The sequence below is a fragment of the Roseburia sp. genome (genome assembly GCF_041325975.1).
Lineage (GTDB): Bacteria > Bacillota > Clostridia > Lachnospirales > Lachnospiraceae > Roseburia > Roseburia rectibacter.
Window position 1 is genome coordinate 1,514,403 of the sequence record NZ_JBGLEJ010000005.1, and the last position, 25,817, is coordinate 1,540,219.

General features: G+C 42.3%; 17 protein-coding genes and 1 pseudogene. 2 read left to right on the forward strand and 16 right to left on the reverse strand.

Annotation, left to right across the window (positions count from 1 at the left end):
- Window positions 1-50: 50 nt before the first annotated feature.
- From csm3 to ACDD58_RS18205, 14 genes and pseudogenes are all read right to left on the reverse strand, one after another.
- On the reverse strand, window positions 51-713 hold the full coding sequence (gene csm3, locus ACDD58_RS18140; RefSeq protein WP_118209466.1) for a type III-A CRISPR-associated RAMP protein Csm3: 663 nt from the start codon (window positions 711-713) through the stop codon (window positions 51-53).
- Window positions 714-728: 15 nt separating this feature from the next.
- On the reverse strand, window positions 729-1,121 hold the full coding sequence (gene csm2 / locus ACDD58_RS18145) for a type III-A CRISPR-associated protein Csm2 (protein ID WP_006855567.1): 393 nt from the start codon (window positions 1,119-1,121) through the stop codon (window positions 729-731).
- Window positions 1,122-3,431: a type III-A CRISPR-associated protein Cas10/Csm1 gene (gene cas10, locus ACDD58_RS18150; RefSeq protein WP_118209467.1), complete on the reverse strand. Its 2,310-nt coding sequence runs from the start codon at window positions 3,429-3,431 to the stop codon at window positions 1,122-1,124.
- On the reverse strand, window positions 3,428-4,174 hold the full coding sequence (gene cas6, locus ACDD58_RS18155; RefSeq protein ID WP_118209468.1) for a CRISPR-associated endoribonuclease Cas6: 747 nt from the start codon (window positions 4,172-4,174) through the stop codon (window positions 3,428-3,430). The genes cas10 and cas6 overlap by 4 nt, the downstream gene beginning before the upstream one ends.
- 175 nt (window positions 4,175-4,349) lie before the next feature.
- On the reverse strand, window positions 4,350-4,955 hold the full coding sequence (fic, locus tag ACDD58_RS18160) for a protein adenylyltransferase Fic (RefSeq protein WP_370778599.1): 606 nt from the start codon (window positions 4,953-4,955) through the stop codon (window positions 4,350-4,352).
- A gap of 33 nt (window positions 4,956-4,988) precedes the next feature.
- Window positions 4,989-5,252: a hypothetical protein gene (locus ACDD58_RS18165; protein ID WP_006855571.1), complete on the reverse strand. Its 264-nt coding sequence runs from the start codon at window positions 5,250-5,252 to the stop codon at window positions 4,989-4,991.
- 30 nt (window positions 5,253-5,282) lie between these two features.
- Window positions 5,283-6,128 (reverse strand): TrmH family RNA methyltransferase, encoded by an 846-nt coding sequence (locus tag ACDD58_RS18170; RefSeq protein WP_370778600.1) that lies wholly within the window; start codon window positions 6,126-6,128, stop codon window positions 5,283-5,285.
- Window positions 6,129-6,284: 156 nt separating this feature from the next.
- Window positions 6,285-7,259, reverse strand: a complete 975-nt coding sequence (gene pfkA, locus ACDD58_RS18175) for a 6-phosphofructokinase (protein WP_117921978.1) — start codon at window positions 7,257-7,259, stop codon at window positions 6,285-6,287.
- Between the two features lie 62 nt (window positions 7,260-7,321).
- Complete coding sequence (locus ACDD58_RS18180; protein ID WP_370778601.1) at window positions 7,322-10,792, reverse strand: DNA polymerase III subunit alpha; 3,471 nt, start codon at window positions 10,790-10,792, stop codon at window positions 7,322-7,324.
- Between the two features lie 260 nt (window positions 10,793-11,052).
- Window positions 11,053-13,044 (reverse strand): type I pullulanase, encoded by a 1,992-nt coding sequence (gene pulA, locus ACDD58_RS18185; RefSeq protein WP_370778602.1) that lies wholly within the window; start codon window positions 13,042-13,044, stop codon window positions 11,053-11,055.
- A 119-nt stretch (window positions 13,045-13,163) separates the two neighbouring features.
- Window positions 13,164-14,837, reverse strand: coding sequence for an alpha-glucosidase (locus ACDD58_RS18190; protein ID WP_370778603.1), 1,674 nt, complete (start codon window positions 14,835-14,837; stop codon window positions 13,164-13,166).
- Between the two features lie 11 nt (window positions 14,838-14,848).
- Complete coding sequence (locus ACDD58_RS18195; protein WP_370778604.1) at window positions 14,849-17,272, reverse strand: TIM-barrel domain-containing protein; 2,424 nt, start codon at window positions 17,270-17,272, stop codon at window positions 14,849-14,851.
- A gap of 216 nt (window positions 17,273-17,488) precedes the next feature.
- Window positions 17,489-18,529: a LacI family DNA-binding transcriptional regulator gene (locus ACDD58_RS18200; protein ID WP_370778605.1), complete on the reverse strand. Its 1,041-nt coding sequence runs from the start codon at window positions 18,527-18,529 to the stop codon at window positions 17,489-17,491.
- A gap of 125 nt (window positions 18,530-18,654) precedes the next feature.
- A pseudogene (locus ACDD58_RS18205) lies at window positions 18,655-19,127 on the reverse strand (HAD-IA family hydrolase).
- A gap of 350 nt (window positions 19,128-19,477) precedes the next feature.
- On the opposite strand from ACDD58_RS18205, the gene ACDD58_RS18210 reads away from it, so the two are divergent.
- Window positions 19,478-20,329 carry a patatin family protein gene (locus tag ACDD58_RS18210; protein ID WP_370778606.1) on the forward strand — a complete coding sequence of 284 codons (852 nt, stop codon included), beginning with the start codon at window positions 19,478-19,480 and terminating at the stop codon, window positions 20,327-20,329.
- 32 nt (window positions 20,330-20,361) lie between these two features.
- A complete protein-coding gene (locus ACDD58_RS18215; protein ID WP_370778607.1) occupies window positions 20,362-21,684 on the forward strand; it encodes an MATE family efflux transporter in 1,323 nt (440 codons plus the stop codon).
- Between the two features lie 116 nt (window positions 21,685-21,800).
- Here ACDD58_RS18215 and clpB read toward each other — a convergent pair whose 3' ends face one another.
- Entirely contained in the window at window positions 21,801-24,383 is a 2,583-nt protein-coding gene (clpB, locus tag ACDD58_RS18220) for an ATP-dependent chaperone ClpB (protein ID WP_022112541.1), read from the reverse strand.
- Window positions 24,384-24,626: 243 nt separating this feature from the next.
- Complete coding sequence (locus ACDD58_RS18225) at window positions 24,627-25,817, reverse strand: BMP family ABC transporter substrate-binding protein (RefSeq protein WP_370778608.1); 1,191 nt, start codon at window positions 25,815-25,817, stop codon at window positions 24,627-24,629.

Here is a 25,817-nt window from a genome sequence, read left to right on the forward strand (position 1 = left end):
GCCTCATTTCTTTTCTCTCTGTAGTCAAAAATCAATTCTGCAAATTTATTTTATTCCACTGCACTCATGATTTTCTTACACTGAGACAAAACATCTTCCGACACTTCCCCTATCACAGGTTCCACATGGATATCCATGATTTTGACACGTCCATAACCTCTTGATCCACTGCCGCCTAAATAATCATATTCTAAAAGTTGAAACCCGTCTTTTAATATTTCAAAATCATGAACCATTTCCGATTCATCCGTCACTTCATAAATCAACTGCATCGGAAATTTTGCTCCTCTTACCACACGTTCGATCTGTCTGGGGTTCGCTACTGCCGTTGTTCTTTGGATGCTGTTTTCAAATTTAACCTCTGTTGCACCTGTCAGCCCTGCATATTTTAATTCATCCATATTTTCAAGAAACATATCGTTAAACAGGATTTTACTAGTCTTTACCTGACCTTTTTTCGCACTTCCAAACAGACTTGTCAGACATACCGCATCCTCATCCGGTGTTTTCGCTACTGTCTGATTATATTTTTTTGCCAGAAGTGTCCTTAATTTTCCTTTTAAACTGCTACCCGGAATCATCGGCATATTCGTCCTTGCATCCCGGATGACAGGAGAATCTACTGCACCAATTGCAGAAAAAGCGCTCGATCCGCCAATATGTAAACCCGTTACTGTCTCTAACACCCCACTGATTTTAACCTTTGCAAACATTATTTCATCCTCCCTCTACTCATCACGTCCACCATAAAATTTTCTATATGCAACCAAGGCTTCCATATACCGGCTGAATAAAATATACTGGTCTCTGCTGCCTTTGATCTCTTCTAAGTGCTCTAAAATCTTTGCTTTATCTACCAGTTTCTTTACCTTCGGTTCACGCCCTGCTTCATAGATAAAACGAATCTTCATGTAGTTGATCCGTCCAATTATTTCTGCATTCAGCTTGTCGCTCTGACTATTGACCACATCATTGTAAATATCGGATGTCATGGCAAGCAGATTTCTGATCTTGGATGTTGTTACCGGACCAACCAGTCTCCCTTTCTGGTCTTTTTCACTACACAGTTCCTTGATTGCCTGTTCTGCAATCCCCACATAATTTTCTTCTGTCAATTTCATTTAATCCTGCTCCTCTCTTTTGCGATTCAGATATACATACAGATAGATTGCCATGATCAGTTCTTTTCTATCCTGTTCTTTCCCGCTCCACTCGTACATCTTTTTTGAAAAACTCCGGTAAGCCGCCCGTTTTTCTTTATTTTCATGTTCCTGTGGTTCCATTCTCGACAACAGATAAACATATCTTGCAAAATTGATGTTGTTCCCACTTTCCCTTAACAATTCCATGAGATGATATAAAAATCCCATACCGTGCTCATCATTCTGATCAAAATAATTCTTAAGCACACCTATCTTTTCTGTAACAACATTTTGTATAAATACATTCCATGGATAAGCATATGTTTCATCAAACAGCGTAACTGCATTTTTTCCTTCCACATGTTTTGATCTGTCTTCAAGTCTTTCCACTTCTTTTGCCATAACATTCAGCGGATATTTCGCATCGTAAATACCAACACCTCCTGATATTGTCAGCGTTCCCTGTGTAAATTTTTCAAGCGCATTTCTGATATCCATAAAAGCTGCGATCACATCATTCCACGCTCCGGCTAAAAACACATCATCTCCACCAGAATATACAATTACCGCTTTTCGTTCCCCACTTCCACCAAAATTGTCTGCTGTTCCTTTCCGAAGTATCTCATTGATATAACATTTAAAAAATAAAGACAACTGCCGTGACAATGTAGATGTTCTCGAAAGTGTTACATATTTGTCATCTCCATCCGGTCTCTGCAGTCCATAAACAAAAGTCGTTCCAAGGTTATCCACATCCGCACGAAGGATTCCAATTCTTTCCACACCTTTTGCCTGTTCTGCCAGTTTTTCAAACGTGTCACCTGTCGTATAATCTCCAACCCACAATTTTGTAGTAACATGTTTCCCGGTATAAATTTCATTTTTCGTATAACACCGGACATAATTTTCTGATTCCATCCGTTTTAACAGACTTTCTTTTGTATCTGCTGCTAAGTACCTGTTTTCCGGAAGTGGCAGCGCATCTTTATCCGGTTCACTCATGACAGTAAAATAATTTTCATACAGAATACTTCCTGACATTTTTTCTAATGCCAGACATACCTGACATTTATCATCTGTAAGGCGGGCTATCCTGCGGCACACTTTACATTCCCGCTCTCCTTCATGTTTTCTGCTATTCAGATTCCGGATCATATCTGCATTATACCGATTCGATTTTTTCTCAGAAATCATCTTAGATATCGTAAGATACAGATCGGAATAACTTCCCTTCGGCATATTTCTTAACGCATTGGCATTTGCTTTCGCATATCCGCAGGCAACATATAACGCTGTATCAAAATGTTCCATCATCCAGTGATTCAGACTTTTTTCATAGTGCTCTAAAATATCACGGGTATCATCCGTATTCGCTAAAAGCAAATAACAGTGTCCTCCTCCTGTATAAATTAAATTTGCCCTTGAAAGTGACAACTTCTCTAACAGTTCATCCACAATATGCTCCATCATAATTTCAAGGTAAAAACTTCTCGCACGCAGTCCTTTTAATGCACCTTTTTCTCCTATCGTATAGATAAAACTCTGAATACCGGAAATATCCATGGAATACAGTAAAAACATTTCCTCGTCATAAGATTTCTCTGCATTGATAAACAGGCTCTGCTTATAATTTTTTTCGCCTTTCGCAGTCAGAAACTGCATTACGCATGACGCAACTGCTGCGGTCATCTTCATGTGGTCATACAAAGAAATATCTGCAAGCTCCTTTTTTGAAGTAGAAGATGGAATGTATGTCAGATTTGCCTCAAGCACAGCCAGCAGGGAATTGATGTATTCTTCGTCTAACGTGATGCCCTTTAAATTATCTGTAATATTTTGAATGACGGACTGATAAAAATGTTCATCCATAGATATTTCATCTTCTGTCGGATAATTAATTCCATTCTTCGGATTTAAAACCTGCATGGCATAATGACTTTGTCCGTGATTTCCATTTAAAATATTAAATACACTCTCTAACGGCATCGCTTTATCAAATCCGCCTTCTCCTGCTTCCGCCTCTCTGCGATCCGAAAATGCTGCCACATTGTCTGCATAGTAAACAACATATGCCTTATCGTCTTCTGCTAAGGATGCGTTCTTTAAATACATTCCATGATGATATCTCACACAGTTTAAAATTTCATCATCTGAAATATGTGCTTCATTCTTCAGATACTCATATCCACTCTGACTGTGATTTCTTCCATCCCCACTTCTATACACAACTTTTCCTATGTCATGAAGCAGACTTCCAATCATTAATTTTATCTGATCGTCCGTTATCATTTTCTTCCCCCTTCGTTTATGATTTTCATATATCCCATTCCGAGGGAAGTTTTGATTCCTACCCCGGAATACTCTCCAAACTCGAACAGCATGTTTACAAAATTTGCCATTGTATCTGTGCCATGCAGCTTTATGGTTATTTTTCCGATAAAGGATGGAATCCTGACACCCTCCAAAGAAAAACTTACACTTTTCAGATCATACCTGATCACCTGTGCATGCTCACATATCTGTTCGAGTGTATCTTCATCATGCATTGTATTTTCTGCTGTGGCACTGTCGTACTTATTCATCAGACTCTGAAAAACACAGCGAAGATCCGGATAAAAAAGATACCTTCCATTTTGTTTAAATGCAGTCGGAGATAGAAAATGAATCTGAATATACCTTTTCCCATCATCCTCATAAAAATGATCCATTAATTCTTTATATGTTGTTTCCATATAATTTTTCTTCACTATCAAAACTTTAAGATCATGTTTTTTTATCAGAATGTATTCTATTTTCCACAACGTATCCTGTATAATAATCTTCACTGCTTCTTTATTCAGTCCTGTAATTACCCAGTACCAGTCCCCCTCTCTGCATTCTAAATGCTGTGCATATGGATGAAGGCTTGAAATATGCAGATAATCTGCATATTCCTCTGGCAGCAATTCCATAAGTGCCCCATGAAACAATGATGACATCTGATATGTCAATTCTTTTTCACATTTTAACTTTAATTCTAATTTTGCTAACATTCCCCTTCTCCATCTGTTATTTTATGCCTTTATATTTTATTTACTTACTATTGTAACATGCATCTTCCAAATTTTCATATATTAACGTAAAATATTTATTTTTCTATTTCATAATCTGACATAAATAACCAAAAGGCAAGAGATCTCTCCCTTGCCTTTTCATAAGCCAGCCACCCTACAATTCTTCCGTCTTATACGTGACATATCCCTCATAATAATAACTATGGTCAATGCCTTTCATATAAACTTCCCGGTCATTGATCTGATCGGTAAGTGCTGCCTTTAAAATATATTTAATTTCAATATCTTTGATCGGACTGCGTTCCATCGCCATCAGATAGTCTTCTTTTTCTATCTTACTCCAGTCTACTACCTGTCCGATCTGTTTTTTTAACATCATATCCAGCCAGATGCGCATGCTTCTTCCATTTCCTTCACGGAACGGATGCACAATGTTCATTTCCACATATTTTTCAACAATCTCATCAAATGTGTTCTGTGGCATTTTGTCTACATTTTTAATTGCTGTTTCAAGATACATAAGCGGTGCAAATCTGAAATTGCCTTTTGATATATTTACGGTTCGGATTTTTCCTGCAAAGTCATAGATATCATCAAATAAATATTTATGAATCTCACATAACGTTTGAAACTTTCCCGCCTCAAGTTTCTCGAGCATACCATTTTCAAACAGTTCTACTGCCTTCTTTTTACTGATACGTTCCTCTTCACGCGCGAGTTCCGCGGAACTTTTAATTCCAAGCTTATTTTCCAGCGCCATACAACATGTCCTCCATATTGGGATGTTCTCCCTTTAATCCTCCTCGATCACATGCATCTCCAGAAAATCAAAATCCACATGCTCAATAAAACAATCCTGCGTAAAACGTGTCTTTGCATGCCTCTTAAACTCTTCCACATTCGCATCTAACCAGATCGGTTTTCCAAGGTCAAATGCATAACATACCTCATCTAACGCCTTGAAAATTTTGTGCGTTCTCGTATCATCTGACTCATCTGTCACTGTCATGTCTTTGATCAGGTGCGTACCCTTCATCATTTTAAACCAGATTCTCATGAATTGTTATCTCTCCATTTTTATTGTTGATCAATGTCTTCTCTGCCGTCCCGTCTCATACATCAGAAGTGATGCAGAGATCGCCGCATTTAAGGATTCCACCTGTCCCTGCATTGGAATCTTAATATAAGTATCTGCCAAATCTGCGATCTCATCCGACAATCCATTTCCCTCATTTCCGATCAGAAATGCTGTCTTTTTCTTGTAGTCCGGCTCATCATAGGAAAGCATACCCTTAAGGTGCGCCGCATAGACATTGACCTGCTGCTCTTTGAGTGATGAAATCGTCTCAGGAAGATCTTTCGTGACGAAAAAAGGAACACGATAAATGCTTCCCATCGTGGAACGGATGGTTTTCGGATTAAACAGATCCACGGTCGTCTGGTTCATGATCACACCCGTGATGCCTGCCCCCTCACCGGTGCGCACCATCGTGCCGAGATTTCCCGGATCCTGGATGCTCTCTAAGATCAGAAGATGTGTCTGTTCCCCTTTGAGCATTTCCTCTAATGCATACTCCGGTTTCTTTATCACACAGAGAATTCCCTGCGGTGTCTGTGTGTCGGAAACACTTTTAAACACATTGTCAGAGACGATCTCATAGCCGGTTTCATTCAAACGCTCCAGTACTTTTCTGTTCAGTTTTTCTTCCCCATGTTTTGGTGTGCAGGATTCCATGCAATCCTGCATATTGCCCTGCGTACATGTTTCATAAAAACTCTCGGAAACATAAACCTGTTTCACCCATTCCACCGGGGCCTCTAAAAACATTTTTCTTCCCTCTGCCACAAAAACACCCTGTTCATTTCTGGCTTTTGCTTTTTTCATGAGCAGTGTCAAATTTTTCATCTGCTGGTTTGATGTACTTGTAATCATAATTTCCCTCACTAAAAAATCCGTTATACCTGTCGCTAAGTATAACGGATTTCTCTCTAAAATGCAAAAACTATCAAATTTATGTAATATAACATCAAATTGTATAGTTTATCATCTACTGTCTTGTACAATAGATCAACGATCTATTGTCTTGTATTACAGAGAAAGGTTTCTGCTGATCTCGTACTGATATTCCGGAATCTCCTTTGTCATTGCAAGTGCCTCGTCGATATCATAATCAACGAAATCACCATGACGGTATCCAACTACACGGTTTGTCTTTCCTTCGCAAAGTAAATCTACTGCTAAAGCACCCATGGTTGATGCATATACACGGTCTTTACATGTCGGGCTTCCACCACGCTGCATGTGACCTAAGATAGTTGCACGTGTCTCGATACCGGTTGCAGCTTCGATTCTCTTTGCCATACTGGAAGAATGTCCGATTCCCTCAGCATTTACAATGATATGATGCTGTTTACCACGTTTACGGTTCTCAATGATGTGGTTGACTAATTTCTGCTCGTCATAGTCATATTTTTCCGGAAGCAGGATATCCTCGGCACCGTTTGCAATACCACACCATAATGCGATATAACCTGCACCACGTCCCATAACCTCAATGATACTGCAACGCTCATGGGATGTTGATGTATCACGGACTTTGTCAATTGCTTCCATTGCTGTATTTACTGCTGTATCAAAACCAATCGTGTACTCAGTACATGCGATATCAAGATCGATCGTTCCCGGAAGACCAATCGTATTGATTCCAAGTCCTGCCAGCTTCTGGGCACCTTTAAAAGAACCGTCACCGCCGATAACGATGATTCCGTCAATGCCGTGTTTCTTACAGATCTCTGCACCGCGTTTCTGTCCTTCTGCTGTTGTAAACTCCATACAACGGGCTGTCTGTAAAATCGTACCACCACGCTGGATGATATCGGAAACATCTTTTGCTTCCATATCAATGATCTCTTCCTGAAGAAGTCCTGCATAACCTCTCTTGATTCCTTTTACTTTCTTTCCCTTTGCAATTGCTTCCCTTACAACTGCACGAATGGCTGCGTTCATTCCCGGCGCATCGCCACCACTTGTCAGCACACCGATTGTATTAATCTCTTTTGCCATTTATCGTTCCCTCCTAAAATAATATACCCATTTTTCTAATCTTTATTATTCTAATCTCTTTGTTACTTCTTTTCAATGCTCTTTTCAACAATTTTTACATTTTTTTCGCCCAAAAATTCCGTCAAGTTACCGACAAGCTCCGGATTGATATGAATATTGTAATTTTGGCCTAATCTTTTCATGGCACGCGGCGACGCAATATAGATCACGATCTCATCATTTCCATCCGAACCATAGAGCAGGGAATACAATTCTTTTTCTTTTTCCTCAAACGCTTCTTTTGTCGCAAACTGAAGCCACAGCTCCCGTTTTGTATCATCAAAGGAATAGATTTTTTCACAGATCAGTTTTCCGTTTTTATCTTCCTCGACGTTGGCATGTCCTGCGACAAATACTTTTTCATCTTCGTTTAAATAGCGGCTGTATTTCTCGTAATCACGCGGGAAAATGATAACTTCCACAGTTCCAAACAGATCCTCGATCGTGATAAATGCCATCGCTTTATTCTGCTTTGTGTATTTGATCGTCTTTTCGGTGATGATGCCCCCAATGACAACACTCTGGTTATCTTTGATCTTTACGGCATTTGTTTCTTCATCCAACATAAAATCTGCTGTCACGGCGCTGATATTTTTGCGCCATTTTTCCTCATATTCCTCCAACGGATGTCCGCTTAGGTAAATTCCAAGGACTTCTTTCTCAAAACCAAGTTTGATCTCTTTGCTGTATTCCTCCACATTCGGGAAACGGACTTCATACGCCTTTTTTTCTTCCTCTGAGACAAGGTCAAACAAAGACATCTGCCCGGCAAGCGAATTTTTCTTTTCCTGGTTCAGGTTGTCGATCAGCGTATTATATACTAAGAGCATCTGCTGTCTGTTGCCGTCTAATCCATCGCAGGCTCCAGCTTTGATCAGGTTTTCGACCGCACGCTTATTGACCTCCCGCCCGGCAACACGGCTTAAAAAATCAGAAAGTGTGATATATTTACCGTTTGCCTCTCTTTCTGCTAAAATGATATCAATGACCTGTCTGCCGATACTCTTGATCGCATACATGCCGTAGCGGATCCCATCTTTTGTTGCCAAAAAGCGTCCTTCTCCCTCATTGATATCCGGGGAAAGCACTTTGATCCCCATCTGGCGGCAGGAATAAATGTACTCTGCAACTTTTCTTGTATTGTCGATCACAGACGTCATGAGTGCTGCCATAAACTCAACCGGATAATAGTATTTTAAATATGCCGTCTGATAGGCAACCACTGCATAAGCGGCTGCATGTGATTTATTGAACGCATATTTAGCAAAATCGACCATGGAATCGTAGATCTGGTTTGCCGCCTGCTCGCTGATTCCGTTTGCGATACAGCCTTTGATGCCCTGCTCTTCATTGCCATAGACAAAGTTCTGACGCTCCGCGTCGATGACGTACTGTTTCTTTTTACTCATGGCGCGGCGGATGTTATCAGCCTGTCCCATTGTATAACCGGCGAGGTTCTGCACAATCTGCATAACCTGCTCCTGATAGACGATACAGCCATAGGTCGGCTCTAAGATCGGCTCTAATTCCTTGCAGACATAGGTTACACTCTCCGGTTCATTTTTTCCCTTGATGTATTTTGGGATAAAGTCCATCGGACCCGGACGATAAAGGGAGATACCGGCGATAACGTCCTCTAAACTCTGCGGTTTTAACTCCTTCATGAAGTTTTTCATGCCCGCACTTTCTAACTGGAATACACCGTCGCATCTTCCGGTTCCGATCGAATCTAATACTTTTTTATCGTTATAATCAATGTTATCCACATTAATTTTTATTCCATGATTTTTTTCCACAAGTTTGACCGCATCACTGATGACCGTTAAAGTACGAAGTCCAAGGAAATCCATTTTTAAAAGTCCGAGTTCCTCGATCGTTGTCATGACAAACTGTGTTGTGATCGTACCGTCAGAACTTCGCGACAACGGCACATATTCGTCCATTGCCTTCTGGGAGATTACGACTCCGGCGGCATGCATGGAGGTATGGCGCGGCAGACCTTCTAGTCTTTTCGCCATGTCGATCAGTCTTTTTACCGTCTCATCCGACTCATACATGGAACGCAGTTCCGGGTTCATTATGAGTGCTTTGTCGATCGTGATATTGAGCTCGTTTGGAATATTTTTGGCAATCGTATCGCAGAAATTATAGGGCAGATCCATGACACGTCCGACATCACGGATGACACCACGTGCCGCTAATGTACCGAAGGTCACGATCTGCGTTACACAGTCTTTTCCGTATTTTTCAATAACGTAATCAATGACTTCACTTCGTCTCTCATAGCAGAAGTCAATATCGATATCCGGCATGGTCACACGTTCCGGATTTAAGAACCGCTCAAACAGCAGGTTATAACGGATCGGATCAATATTGGTAATGCCCGTTGTATAAGATACAAGACTTCCCGCAGCACTTCCCCTTCCAGGACCAACCGGAATGCCGTGTGTTCTCGCATAGTTGATAAAATCCCATACAATAAGGAAGTAATCGACATATCCCATTTTCTGGATGACGGAAAGTTCATAGTCAAGTTTTGGTAAAAGTTCCTCATGTTTATCCGGATAACGTCTTACCAGTCCCTCATGGCAGAGTTTGTTCAGATAAGTCCATGAATCATAACCTTCCGGCACATCAAAATGCGGCAGCTTTGTCACGCCAAATTCAATCTCCACCTGACATCGGTCAGCGATTTTCTGTGTATTGTCGATCGCCTGTGCTGCATACGGAAACAGTTCCCGCATTTCTTCTTCTGATTTTACAAAATACTGCCCGCCCTCATAACGCATGCGGTTTTCGTCGGACAGTTTTTTTCCGGTCTGCAGACAGAGTAAAATATCATGCGGCTCGGCATCCTCGGCATAAGTATAATGCACGTCGTTCGTCGCCACCAGTTCAATACCTGTCTCCTGGCTCATCCGCATCAGTCCTGCATTGACTGTCTTTTGTTCCGGTATTCCATGATCCTGCAGTTCTAAAAAGAAGTTGCCTTTTCCAAAACATTTTTCATATTTGTATGCAGTCTCTTTTGCTTCCTCATAAAGCCCACGTACCAGATAGCGCTGCACCTCACCGGCAAGACAGGCACTTAATGCAATGATTCCCTCATGATAAGTTTCTAAAACTTCCATATCCACACGTGGTTTGTAGTAATATCCTTCCACAAATCCTTTGGAAACGATCTTCATCAGGTTCTGGTAACCTTTGTTATTCTCTGCTAAAAGTACCAGATGATAATAACGGTCATCTCCATGGGAAAGCTCCCTGTCAAATCTCGATCCAGGCGCTACATATACCTCACAGCCTAAGATCGGCTTGATTCCGGCTGCCCTTGCTGCCTTATAAAAATCAATCACGCCGTACATCACACCATGATCTGTGATGGCGGCGCTGTTCATTCCAAGTTCTTTGACTCTTGAAACATATTCTTTTATCTTATTTGAACCGTCCAAAAGGCTGTACTCTGTATGGACGTGCAGATGTGTAAATGACATGCTTTGTTTCCTCCGCATTCTATTATATCGTCTCCCTGATAAATATTCAATTTTTTTCGCACATCTCATACAATCTCATACAATTTTCTGTTACTGTTCACTCGTACCTCGTTCCAGTAACGGATTTTGCCGATGCTTCGCATTCCAAATCGGCAAAATCTGCTACCACCACTGTATCATACGGCATTTTCAGTTCAGAAAATGCCTGCCTGTGAGCAGTAACAATTTTCACTCTTTGTCTATCTGACTGCCGTGTCTGCCTATGCATCCTCTGCCGGCACTTTGCTTACGGTATCATCTCCCTGTACCAGAACCAGCGCAGAGATACCTTCGACAGTAACAGAACCTTCCGCCGTTCCAAGAGATCTGCATCCTGCCTTTTTACCATTGACACAGATATCCCATGTCCCGGCAGGTAAGTTTACTGTGACTGCATCAGGATTTCCATTATAGATGACTGCAATATTCTGTGCCGTTTCTCCCTGTACCTCACCCTGAATGGTATAGGCTACGACATTTGCATCAAGTCCAGTCATAAAGGTAAGATTATTCTGAATTGCAGCGGCTGTTGTCATGCGCAGTGCACTGTGTGCCTTACGGAATGCGATCAGACCTTTATAATATTCATAAACATCCATTACGTTACCTTTATTATCCCACTTAATGCTGTTCGTTGCATCAGGGGAAGAATAGCTGTTCTCATCAAATCCGGTCTCAGACTTCTCATTTGGCTTAGAGCGAAGCATCTCTTCACCAGCCTGCATAAATGGTACACCCTGCGAAGTAAAAAGAACCGCGCTTCCCAGCTTATTCATCTTCACTCTGTCAGCCTCACTGTCATCTGCATTGGAAATGGCAAGCTTATCCCAGAATGTCAGATTATCATGGCAGGATATATAATTAATACTCTGTCCCGGCTGTCCCGACCAGTTCGTACACTTATCACCAGCCTTTGTGAGCGTAACCTGCGAATGCGGGGTCGCTGCTACAACACTGAATTTAATGTTTTCTTCCATATTATCTTTGCCGCTTACAAAACCTTTGTCCAGAAAATCAAATACACTGCCTTTGATCCCATCACGGATATCATCACTGAAAGCACCCACACGATCCAGCCGGTAAATATTGTTCTTCGTTGCCAGCTGTGCTGCCGGCAATGCAGATTCTCCTCCAGTCCATCCTTCACCATATACCATAATGTCAGGACTCACCTGATCCAGTGCTTTTCTGACAGCCTTCATGGTATCCAGATCATGTACGCCCATCAAGTCAAACCGGAAACCATCTATATGATATTCCGTTGCCCAGTATACAACAGAATCTACGATATACTTGCGCATCATGGCACGCTCTGAGGCTGTTTCATTCCCACAGCCTGAGCCATCTGAATAATGATTGCCATTCTTTCTGTAGTAATAATCAGGCACTGTCTTCTGAAACCATGAATCTGCCAGATGATAAGTATGATTATATACAACATCCATATTCACGCGGATTCCATTTTCATGAAGTGTCTTAATCATCTGCTTCATTTCATTGACGCGTACTTCCCCATGATATGGATCTGTACTGTAAGAACCTTCCGGCACATTATAATTCTTAGGATCATAGCCCCAGTTGAACTGCGCTGTATCTGGCTTTGTTTCATCTACAGTAGCATAATCACAGCTCGGCAGAATCTGTACGTGAGTCACTCCAAGATCCAGAATATGATCCAGTCCTGTAGCCAGCCCTTCCCTGTTCTTTGTTCCGCGCTCTGTCAATCCAAGAAACTTACCTGTATTCCGAATCCCGGAAGAAGCATCGGAAGACAGATCACGAATATGTACTTCATAAATCACTGCATCTGTAGCATTATTAAATGCCGGTCTGACATCTGCATCAAATCCATCCGGATCGGCAGCTTTCAGATCAAGGATCTCACCTCTGTTGCCATTTACTCCTGCACTTCTTGCATATAAATCAACAACTTCATTTACTTTATTACCAATCTGTACTGAATAAGTATAATATACACCATTCAGGTCTCCTGTCTTTTCACACACCCAGGTTCCTTTGACATCTGCTGTCATTGGAATTGTTTCTATCAAATTGTCACCATCGCCCTGCTCATATAGGTTAAGCGATACTTTCCCGGCAGCAGGTGTCCATATACGAAATGTTGTCTTTTCTTTTGTATATACAGCCCCCAGATCGTTACCGTCATATACCAATTCATCATTAAAATAAGTAGCACCAATCTTTCTTTTCATCGATACCATACATCCTTCATAGCCTTGTCTGTTCAAAGAATCATCCTGTTACCCGCCTAGTATACCGCTCCCTTTTCAGTTCGTCCAGTTAATTTTTTCGTTTTTTTTCGTAAATTATCCTATTTTGTCAGGTATACTACCGCTTCATACGGACGGATTTTTTCTGAAATATCTTTATAGTTTCCTATCAGAATTCCCCGGTTTTCTTTTACCATATCCGCAATAGAAGCCGGAACATCCAGTTCTTTTTCCGTGAAATTGCAGATTACCAGTATTTTTTTATTCTCGGATGATCTTGTATAAATGTAAAGATTTTCATCTGCATCTTCAAGTCCGTCGAACGTTCCATAAACGATCACTTCTTCCTCTTTGCGCAGTTCTATGAGTTTCCTGTAGTAATTGTATATGGAATCCGGATCTTCCACCTGAGCAGCCGCATTGATCGTTTTATAATTCGGATTCACGGCAAACCATGGCGTTCCCGTGGTAAATCCTGCATTTTCTGAATCATCCCACTGCATAGGTGTCCTTGCATTATCCCGTCCTTTCTTACTGATAATGTCCATCATCTGATCATGCGTATATACTTTTGTATCGGTAACAAGATCTATATAAATATTTTTTTCTTCTATATCGTCACATTCAGACACATCCGAAAAATGCATATTGGTCATTCCAAGTTCTTCCCCCTGATATACATACGGTGTTCCCTGCATCATGTGAAGACAGGTTGCAAGCATCTTTGCTGAAAGCTCCCTGTATTCCCCGGAATCATTTCCCCATCTCGAAACAACCCTTGGCTGATCATGATTGTCCCAGTACAGACTGTTCCATGCTACTTCCTCTAACCCTTTCTGCCAGCGGTTTAAAACTTCTTTGAGATCCGGAAGATACAGTTTCTTATCTGTCCACTTTCCATGTTCATCCGAATCCACATCCATATGCTCAAACTGGAATACCATGCTTAACTCTTTTCCATCGCTTCGCGCATATTTTTTTGCCTCTTCGAGCGTAACGCATGATGTTTCACCCACTGTCAGAAGGTTATACCTACTTAATACTTTTTGGTTCATCTCCTGAAGATATTCATGTTCATGAGGTCCATTGGCTGTGACTGCACCACAAAAAGAATATTTTTCCCCTTCTTTTACCGGGCCATCTTTGTATTCTTCCGGCTTGCTGATCAGACTGATCACATCCATCCGGAATCCGTCAATGCCTTTTTCACACCACCATGTCATCATATCAAAAACTTCTTTTCTTACCACAGGATTATCCCAGTTAAGATCAGGCTGTTCCGGCACAAACTGATGCAGATAATACTGTCCGGTTGTCTCATCAAACTGCCATGCAGATCCACTGAAATATGATCCCCAGTTTGTCGGTTCATGACCATCTACCGGATCTTTCCAGATATAATAATCGCGGTATTTATTATCTTTTGATTTTCTGCTTTCCAGAAACCATTTATGCTGGTCAGATGTATGGTTAACAACCAGATCCATTACCAGTTTCATTCCTCTTTGATGAATTTCTTTTAATAATTCATCAAAATCTTCCATTGTCCCGAACTCATCCATTATAGCCTGATAATCGCTGATATCATATCCGTTATCTTTATTTGGAGATTTATAGATCGGGGATACCCAGATAACTGTGATACCGAGATTCTTTATATAGTCTAATTTTTTTATGATCCCCTGAAGGTCTCCGATTCCATCTCCGTTACTATCCATAAAACTCCTTGGATAAATCTGATAAACAACTGCTTCTTTCCACCATGCTTTCTGCATCTTTTTTCTCCTTATAAATCAGCGGTCATGATCTCAATGACTGCCAGTCTGATCTCTTTTTTTAAATTCGTCGTCTCAAGCTCGCCTAAGATATCTGCCAGATTTTTTCCACTACTTAAAAGCCGGTATGCAGACTCTTTTGCAAGATTACTGTCCTGTGCCTGATTCAGCAGATCATACACACGCTCCAGTGTATGGTTGTCATTTAATGTCAGTTTCTGTTCAAAAACAATTTCCACTTTTTCATCCACTGACACTTTCGGAATGTGGATTCTGATACATCCCTTCTTCCACTGATATTCATACGTTATTTTGATTTCTTTTCCACTTATGTATACTTTAGGCACTGCCTCTTTCACTCCACACAGTTCCACTGTATAATCCCGGAATTCCGGGATCAGATCTGTCTGTCCGGCTGCCCCTTCGATTGTGAACGCCCCTCTTTCCCAGTCAAAATGCATGGATGTAAAGCAACAGCTCCTGCCATCTTTATAATCCTCGGTCTCACCGTCATCCTCATAATGTGTATAATTGCCATCCGCTCCGCCATAGACTCTTATGATAAGTTCTTCCGGATTTTTCAGAAAATCTTTTCCGAACAGCTCTTTCTGCATCGGAATGATGCCCCCTGCTTTTACAAGCACCGGAATACTGTTAATGCCGCGGAACATCCACATTACTTTCTCACCTTTATAGATCAATCCGGTAAAGAAATCGTGGTAACAGCCTTCCGGTATCCACGCTTTTACTTTTCCCTGATTTAAACTCGCTATCTGGTCACTTGTAATCGGTGCAACAATCATATCTGTTCCAAAAAGATACTGGTTGTTGCTTACTCCCTCAACAAAAGAATGATCCTGAACCGGATATGCCTGTTCCTTTTCCGGATAATCATAATACATTGGTGCAATGACCGGGCGGTATTCTTTGTATGCCAGATAGTTCATGGTGTAAATATAAGGCAGTAACTGATGCCTTAAGCGCAGGGCTTCTCCCATCGCATGTTCTACTTCCGGTCTGAAATTCCATGGTTCTTTTCCACTGAACGACATTTTAGTGCTGTGCAGCCTGTTGATTGGGGAAAATGTCCCTAACTCATACCAGCGTGCCTCCATAACATCTGACCGGATTCCAAGCATATGTCCGCCTATATCATGACTCCACCATCCATATCCGATATTTGATGCCGTTGCTGTAAAATAAGGCTGGAAATCAAGAGACTCCCACGTTACAACCGTATCCCCGGAAAAACCTACCGGATATCTGTGAGAACCAGGACCTGCATAACGTGAAAATGTCATTTTTCTTTTTCCATCCCGTCCACTGTCAAGATAATGGTAATGATTCAGCATCCAAAGCGGATCTAACTCTTTCACTGCCGTATGTCCCCCCTGCTGCCAGTCCAGCCACCAGAAATCAACCCCCTCTTCCTCAAGCGGATGATGTACGATCTCAAAATAATTTTCCAGAAACTCCGGATCTGTAATATCGAATTCAACCGGTTCTCCGGCTGCCGGATCCATTCCCATTGCCTCTGCCATTTCTTTATACATACTTTCGCATTCCCGGATACCGAGTGCCGGATGCACATTTAAAGTCACTTTCATTCCCCTGTCATGCAGATTATCCATAAAACTCACCGGATCCGGAAACAGATCTCTGTTCCATGTATAACCGGTCCAGCCGGAACCATACTTCTTGTCAATATCTGTGATATGCCAGTCCATGTCAATGACTGCCACCGAAAACGGGATTTTTTCCGCTAAGAAACGATCCATCAGTCTCTGATACTCATCCTGTGAATACTCGTAATATCTGCTCCACCAGTTTCCAAGTGCATATTTTGGAAGCATTGGGACACGGCCGGTAACCCTAAAAAAATCTTTTACCGCGCCCCAGTAATCATGACCATAGGCAAACAGATAGAAATCCTCTCCTCCCTGTTTTCTCTCTTTGATCCAGCCATCCTCGGTAAGTAAAATCGTTTTTGAATCATCTAATACTGCAAATCCATCCCTGGAAAGAATTCCTTTTTCCAGTCTGATCCTGCCGTCTGCTTCATCGAGCGTACGGGCAGTTCCGAAAAGATTACGATCCTCTTTTCTGCCATAATACCATTCCAGATCACATCCATTGTCCGGTTTTTTCAGCTTCACACTCAGGATGCTCTCATCAAATGCTCTCTCATCATAGCGTATCCGTATGCTTTTTGTCTGGATCTCCAGAAAGTTATTTTTCTGCTTTATCTCAAAAGGAACCTCTTCTAAATCCCTGTACCATATTACCTGCGAAGCCTCATCCACAAATGCACCGGATTCATTATATTCAAATCTGACCAGCCTGTCCGTCAGAAATGTAATACGGTAATTTTTTCCAAGAACAATATTCCGCGGATCTGCTTTTGGTCTTCTTTCACATATGAACTGCTGTTTCATCGTCTATTACACATCCTTTCGTATTTTTACATTTTGAAAAATCTTCTTTAAGAAAAAAATGTTTGAAATATTAGTATAAAGTAAAAAACTAAAACGTTTTGGTAACTGATAAATGAATCATATCCCAAAACGTTTTGGTTTTCAAGTCTTTTGTGCATTTTTTTGTCATCATGTTTCACGAATTTTATTGTTTACTTTTATATAATTTTCACAAGCTCATTTCTTTGTTGATGCGCGTTTCATAAGTTTGTATTCCATTGGTATCCAGTCTGGTACACGGTTTCCTTCAATCATGCTGATGACCGTATTCGCACACGCTACGCCCATTTTGTAAGGATACTGCTTAATCGATGTAATCCCTCCGTGAATATACTGTGAAACCGTATAATCATCAAACCCTGCTATTGCTACATCATCCGGCACCCGTACTCCAAGCTGTCCCATGCCTTCAATTGCTCCAATTGCAATGCTGTCACTCACACAAAAAAAAGCATCAATCTCCGGATAACTTTTTTTTAATTCTATTGACTTTTGAACTGCTATTTTCTGCTCAAACAGACAGTCCTCGATCCATTCTTCCCGGATGTGGAGTCCATGTTTCTCTAATGCACGCCTGTATCCACACTCTCTGCGTTCTGACACCTGCGCCATCTTCTTACCGGAAAGCATTGCAATATTACGGCATCCATTCTCAATAAGATGCTCTACTTCTTCAAAAGATGCTTTCTCATTATCAACGGAAACCTCACATACATGGTCGCTTTCCAGCGCAACATCCACAAGGACGCAGGGAATCTCACTGTTTTTAATCTGCTCATAGTACGGCATATCCATAGCAAGCCCGTCAACTATGATTCCAGCCAGTTTCTTTTTCTTGCAGATCTGCCCAAAACTGATTTTTATCTGCTTGTTTGTCGGCATTGTAAGAATCGTAAATTCATACTCCATTTTCTGGGCAATCTTATAAATTCCACTCGTAAGTCCAAACATCATACCGCTCGGATCTTCTTCCGGCAATTCCCCGGCAAGCAGCAGTGCAATTGTCTTCTTCTGTATGCCTCTTAGTGAACGGCCAGCCTCATCCGGTATATAATCCAGTCGTCTTGCCACCTCCATGACTTTCTGTCTGGTCTTTTCACTCACATCTTTATAGCCGTTCAGTGCATGGGATACCGTAGTCAGTGATACTCCTGCCTCCTGTGCAACATCACGTATCGTCGTTCTTTCATTCAGATATAACTTTCTGTCTTTCGCCATATGATCCCCCATTGCATTACATTTTTCAGTGATTTGTAACCATCTTATCACATTTTATCATGATATTCCAACTGCAAAGCAAGCAATTCCATCCATATTTTTCCTGTTTATATTACTTGTAATTCTTATTTTGCAATGTCCAGTAAATCTTTAAATGTAGACAGCTTATAATCTGCTTTGTCATAACCTGCCGCATCGCCGATCGCAATTGCTGTCATATGACCGGAAACTGCTGCATCAATTCCCGCATATGCATCTTCCACAACACCGCACTCTTCCGGCTTCAAGCTAAGAAACTCTGCTGCTTTTAAGAAAACTTCCGGATCTGGTTTGGATTTTTTAATATTTGTTCCATCCGAATATCATTCTTCTCTTCCGCCATCTTCTGTTTCTCCTCATCGCTTAACGGATGTCCCTCATATCTTTCCAGAATAATTTCCGGGCTATCCATACGGCTCACTCCGCGCAGCCGGTTGTTGATCTCCTGATCGAAGTAAATACCTTTCTCATCAGCCATCTGTTTCCATGCTTTATAATGATACTGATCTGTAAACACGATCACCCCGTCCAGATCAAAAATAAGTCCTTTTAATGACATTTCTACACCTCCATACTTTCTCTCGCTCTTAGTTTTCCGATATCATCCTGTGTGTCTTCTCTCTTGTCTATGTTCATGCGTCCAGTTACCAAAACGTTTTGGTAAATTTATATTATCATCCTCTATTTTAAAAAGCAACAACGTTTTGGTAAATTGTCAATAAAATTCATGTACTGAAAAAACTGCGGTTGAATTTTACAGCAGACAAGCCTTTCTTTCCATACTTCCATCCGGTGAAACAGAAACACCGGCAAATCTGTTTATGTTGGTATTGAACGATTTGTAGTAAATAAAGTATAATGTCCATGAGCTCATTTTGACACCTCTCAAAATACAAAGAAAGGAACACCATGAAAACAGGACTTGTAGTAGAAGGCGGCGGTATGAAATGTGCATACAGCGCCGGTATTCTGGACAAATTTTTAGATGACAATATCACATTTTCCTACTGCATCGGCGTATCTGCGGGTGCTGCAAATACGCTGTCTTATCTTGCAGGACAACGGGGACGTAATCTCCGTTTTTATACGGAACATCTAAGGGATCCGCGCTACTTAAGCGTACGAAGTTTAGTACATACTGGAAACTTATTTGGCCTGCAGTATATTTACGGGACACTGACAAATTCCGATGGGGCAGATCCGCTTAATTACTCTGCCGTCATGGAAAATCCGGCTGAATTTTATATGCCTGCAACCGATGCCGCAACCGGGCGGGCAACTTATTTTTCCAAATACGACATTGTCCGTGACGACTACCGTGCTGTTATGGCAAGCTGCGCCCTGCCTGGTTTCTGCCGTCCTGTAAAAGTAGGGGATCGTTACTATTACGACGGCGGTGTTGCCGATTCGATTCCGCTGCACCATGCGATCGAACAAGGCTGTACCAAAATGGTGGTTATCCTCTCAAATCCAAGGAACTTCGTAAAAAAACCGGAGGCACACCGCCCGCTGTATAAACATATGCTGCATAAATATCCGAAAACAATCCAAAGCATCGACAACCGGCATATTAATTATCAGGCATCCATCGACCTTGCCTGCCGGCTAGAAAAAGAAGGCTATGCTTTTATCTTTGCACCAAGCCGCCATATGCCGCTTAGTACTTTTTCCAAGGATGCTGCCTTAGAACAGGATCTTTATGATCTCGGAGTTGCAGATTATGAAGCCCGCGCAGAAGAGTTGAAACATTTTTTGAACTAATTTATCTTACAAATAAAAGGACTTTTACCACTATGACCAAAGATCTTACCACCGGAAAAATCATGCCGATCCTGATCCGCTTTACGATCCCGCTCGTGCTCGGCAACCTGTTCCAGCTTACCTACAATGCCGTAGACAGTATCATTGTCGGGCATTTTGTCGGAAAAGAAGCACTTGCCGCTGTCGGCATCTGCAATCCGATTTCCACTCTGATGATCCTGTTTTTAAACGGACTGTGCATGGGTGCCAGCATTTTAATGGGAATGCAGTATGGGGCAAAAGATTACGACACGCTGCACCGCCAGATCAGTACCACCATGCTCTCCGGCGTTATTTTTTCGTTGATCTTATCCACAGCATGTATCCTGTTTGCAAGACCGATCCTGATCTTAATGCAGGCGGATGCAGGTATTTTATCCCTCACAACAGAATACTTACAGATCATCTTTTTAGGATTGGTCTTTACTTTTCTGTACAACTTTTTTTCGAGCACACTGCGTGCACTCGGTGACAGCAATACCCCTCTTTATTTTCTGATGATCAGTGCCGTTTTAAATATTTTAGGGGATCTGTTTTTTGTTGTCGTGTTGAAAGCCGGCAGCAACGGCTGCGCGGTATCTACCGTGCTGAGTGAAGCCTTATGCTGCGTTTTCTGTGTCATCTACATCCAGAAAAAAGTGCCCTTATTAAGACTTGGGAAAAAATGGCTGGTGTTTGACCGTTCACTTTTACTGCGCACGATTGCATATGGCTGGACATCAGCATTGCAGCAGGCAACTGTACAGCTCGGGAAACTCGGGATCCAGGCGATCGTCAACACCATGGGCGTTTCGGTTGCTGCCGCATTTGCCATCGTAAACAGAATCGATGATTTTGCCTACACGCCGGAACAGAATATTGCGCACGCCATGACTGCCCTGATGGCACAGAATAAAGGTGCCGGAAAAAAAGACCGCATGCGGGAGGGATTCCGCTGCGGTATGATTCTTGAGATCATTTATGGTCTGATCGTGTTTGCGCTCTGCTTTTTATTTGCAAGAGAATTTATGCTCTGCTTCATCAAAGATGAGGAAGTCATTGGACACGGTGTCATCTACCTGCATCTGATCTCCCTGATGTATATACTGCCGGCTGTCACAAACGGAATCCAGGGGTATTTCCGTGGCATCGGAGATTTAAAGATCACACTTATCAGCAGTTTTGTAAACATGGGAATCCGCGTGCTTGCCGCCGCACCTCTCGTCTTTAAAATGCATCTTGGCATTGAGGCGCTGCCGTATTCCTACCTTGCCGGCTGGATTGCCATGCTGATTGTGGAGCTGCCGCTTTTGCTGCGCAAAGTACACAGCAAATAAACAAGAAAAAAGGACTCTATCCGTTTTGGGGATAAAGTCCTTCTTTTTCTATTTTGTATCTATACAATTATCTCTTCAGGCACATTGTCTGATTCTCCCACTGTATCCACAATCTGTCACTTTACGCGCGCAGTCAGATGGTCTCCTTCCACGTCAATCAGGATCGTATCGCCTTCCCTTACCTCATCTGCAAGAATCAGTTTTGCAGAAAGTGTCTCCACATGTTTCTGTAAGAAACGCTTTAACGGTCTTGCACCGTAAACCGGATCGTATCCGTTGTCCACGATATACTGCTTTGCCGCATCTGTCAGCTCTACTGTGATCTCACGGTCAGAGAGACGTTTGTTGAGATCTGTGATCAGAAGGTTGATAATGTTGCCGATATTGCCTTTTGTGAGCGGCTTGAACATGATGATCTCATCGAGACGGTTCAAAAATTCCGGACGGAAATGTCCTCTCAGTTCATTCATGACTGCCTCCTCACACTCCGGATTGATATCTCCGTTGTCATCAATTCCTTCGAGCAGATGCGCCGAACCAAGGTTTGACGTCATAATAATGATCGTATTCTTAAAGTCAACGGTTCTGCCCTGCGAATCTGTGATACGTCCGTCATCAAGTACCTGTAACAGCACATTGAATACATCCGGATGTGCTTTTTCCACCTCATCAAACAGTACAACAGAATATGGTTTTCTGCGGACTGCCTCGGTGAGCTGACCGCCCTCATCGTATCCGACATATCCTGGAGGCGCTCCGATTAAACGGGAGACGGAATATTTCTCCATATACTCACTCATATCAAGACGCACCATGTTAGACTCGTCATCAAACAGACTTGCCGCAAGTGCCTTTGCGAGCTCTGTCTTACCAACACCGGTAGGTCCTAAGAACAGGAACGAACCGATCGGCTTTGTCGGATCTTTGATGCCTGCTTTGGAACGGATAATCGCTTCTGTAACCTTTGTGACACCCTCGTCCTGTCCGATGACACGTTTGTGCAGTTCCTCATCGAGATGAAGTGTCTTGTTTCTCTCACTCTCCGTCAGTTTTGCAACCGGGATACCGGTCCAGCGGGAAATAATACGTGCGATCTCTTCCTCACTGACATTTTCATGTACCAGGGAAAGATCACGGTTCTTTACTTCCTCTTCTTCGGCTTCCAACTGTTTTTCTAACTGCGGCAGCTTGCCATACTGCAGTTCTGCTGCTTTTTCCAGATCATAGTTCTGCTGTGCGGTCTTGATCTCATTTTTGACTGTCTCGATCTCCTCACGCAGTTTCTGGACTTTTTCTACCGATTTCTTTTCATTTTCCCACTGTGCTTTTTTCGTATTAAACGTATCGCGCAGTTCTGCCAATTCTTTCTGCAGGTCAGCGAGACGCTCCTGACTTAACCTGTCTGTTTCTTTCTTTAATGCAGTCTCCTCAATCTCAAGCTGCATGACACGACGGTTTAATTCATCAAGTTCTGTCGGCATGGAATCAAGTTCTGTCTTGATCAGGGCACATGCCTCATCCACAAGATCGATCGCTTTATCCGGCAGGAAACGGTCAGAAATATAACGGTTTGAGAGCACTGCTGCCGATACTAACGCAGAGTCTGTGATCTTTACACCGTGGAACACTTCGTAGCGCTCCTTTAAACCACGCAGAATGGAAATCGTATCCTCAACCGTCGGCTCATCCACCATAACCGGCTGGAATCTTCGCTCTAACGCTGCATCTTTTTCGATATATTCACGGTATTCATCAAGTGTCGTTGCACCGATACAATGCAGTTCACCACGCGCAAGCATAGGTTTTAACAGCTGTCCGGCATCCATCGCACCATCCGTCTTTCCGGCTCCGACGATCGTGTGCAGCTCATCGATAAACAGGATGATCTGTCCGTCAGAATTTTTGATGTCATCCAAAACTGCTTTCAAACGTTCCTCAAATTCACCACGATACTTTGCACCTGCGACCAGAGCACCCATATCCAGTGCAAATAACTTTTTGTCTTTTAAGCCTTCCGGCACATCCCCTTTTACGATACGCTGTGCAAGTCCCTCTACGACTGCAGTCTTACCTACACCAGGCTCACCGATCAGTACCGGGTTATTTTTCGTCTTACGGGAAAGGATGCGGACTACATTACGGATTTCATCATCACGTCCGATGACCGGATCAAGTTTCTGCTCTTTTGCACGTGCTACCATATCGTAACCGTATTTTTCAAGGGTATCGTAGGTAGCTTCCGGATTGTCCGAAACAACACGCTGGTTGCCGCGCACGGTTGAGAGTGCCTGTAAAAACCGGTCTCTCGTGATCCCATACTCTTTGAAGATCTCCTTCATCGCCTTGTTCGGATATTTTAACAATGCAAGAAAAAGATGCTCCACGGAAACATATTCGTCTCCCATCTGCTTTGCCTCGTCCTCTGCATGGATCAGCACTTTATTTAAGTCCTGTCCGACATAGACCTGACCGCCGGATACCTTTACCCTTGCTGCGAGATGTTTTTTGGCGTTATCCAGGAAATGCTCTTTCTGGATATCCATTTTTTCTATCAATTTTAAAATCAGTCCGTCTTCCTGCTGCAGCAATGCAACAAGCAGATGTTCCTGCTCGATTTCCTGATTGCCATATTCATATGCAAGTTTTTCACAATCATTGATCGCTTCTACGGACTTCTGTGTAAATTTCTGAATGTTCATATATCTTCCTCCCTCTTATTCAATTGTGGTCCAAACTGGACATCTATATCAAATGATGGAGAACCATCATGAGTTTTCTTACTTATTTCTTTTATTTCTATTTTTTCTGTTTACAATTTGTGTTATACACCTGATTGTTAGCACTGTCAAGAGGTGAGTGCTAATTATTTTATAAAAAAAATATAAACTGTCCTGCGAATACGATATGCTCTGCATCCGCAGGACTTTTTCCCTCACAATCCCCTATTCTTCTATCCGGATCACATCTTTCAGCACATAATGAAACGAAGGTGCAGACGCAAACTCATTCTCCGTATATCCCTGATTCAGATCATAAGTATCGTCCGGGTCATCCGGATCTGCCCCGACATAATCTCCCCGGAACACATCCAGTTTCCCCTGCTCAAACTGCCGGATCACTTCCTGCATTTTTTCCGCTGTGCCATCAGCAGCCGTGATTTCATTTAATTCTAACATCTGCACCCAGTCTTCTTCAAAACCGGCACCAATATCATTTCCATTGACCGTTCCTTTGATACTTTTCTCAATCACACGGTCGTTTAAAACTGCATCCACAGCTCCCATCATATAGGGTTCCCAGTTGATCTTGCATCCGGTAAGATAAGTGGTCGGCGCCACATCTTCCATACTCTGGTTATAACTTACCAGATAAACCGGGATCCCCGCAGCAGTTTCCTCACACGCGGTAGCCGGGCCTGCGGTATCCGAATGCTGTGATATGATCACACAGCCCTCATCGATCAGGTCTTTGGCATACTTTTTTTCCGTCCGGTAATCATTCCATTTATTGGTATAACGCACTGTCATCACCGCTTCCGGTACAACCGATCTCACTCCGAGCAAAAATGCCGTATATCCGGAGATCACCTCCGCATAAGGATAGGCTGCAACATATCCGATCTTTGCCTGCTGCTCTGTGATCACGCCTTCTTTGATCAGTTCTTTCATTTTCATCCCGGCTGCCACTCCCGCCGTATACCTTCCCTGATAAATTTTCCCCATGAATGTATGATAATTTTTTAAGAGGGGCTCTTCATTTGCATTCGCACATGTTGCCATACAAAACTCAATCCCGGGATATTTTTCTGCAAACTCCTTCGTAACGGTTCCATAATTATAACTGGTCGTAAAAATCAGGTCACATCCGGCATACACAAGCTGCTGTAAGTACTCTGATTCCGTTCCCTCCGCAACATTATTGAGTGCAATGACTTTTACCTGATCCCCGTATTTTGTCTGGATTGCCTCCTGCGCATCAATAAAATTGCTGGTATATGCGGTACTCGCATCTCCAACATACACAAAACCAACAGTGATCTCTTTTTCTTCGTCTCTCAGAAAGTATACAGATGCCGACACAAAAGCAATCACAACCAGACAGGTGCACAATGTCACAAGATATACTTTTTTCAC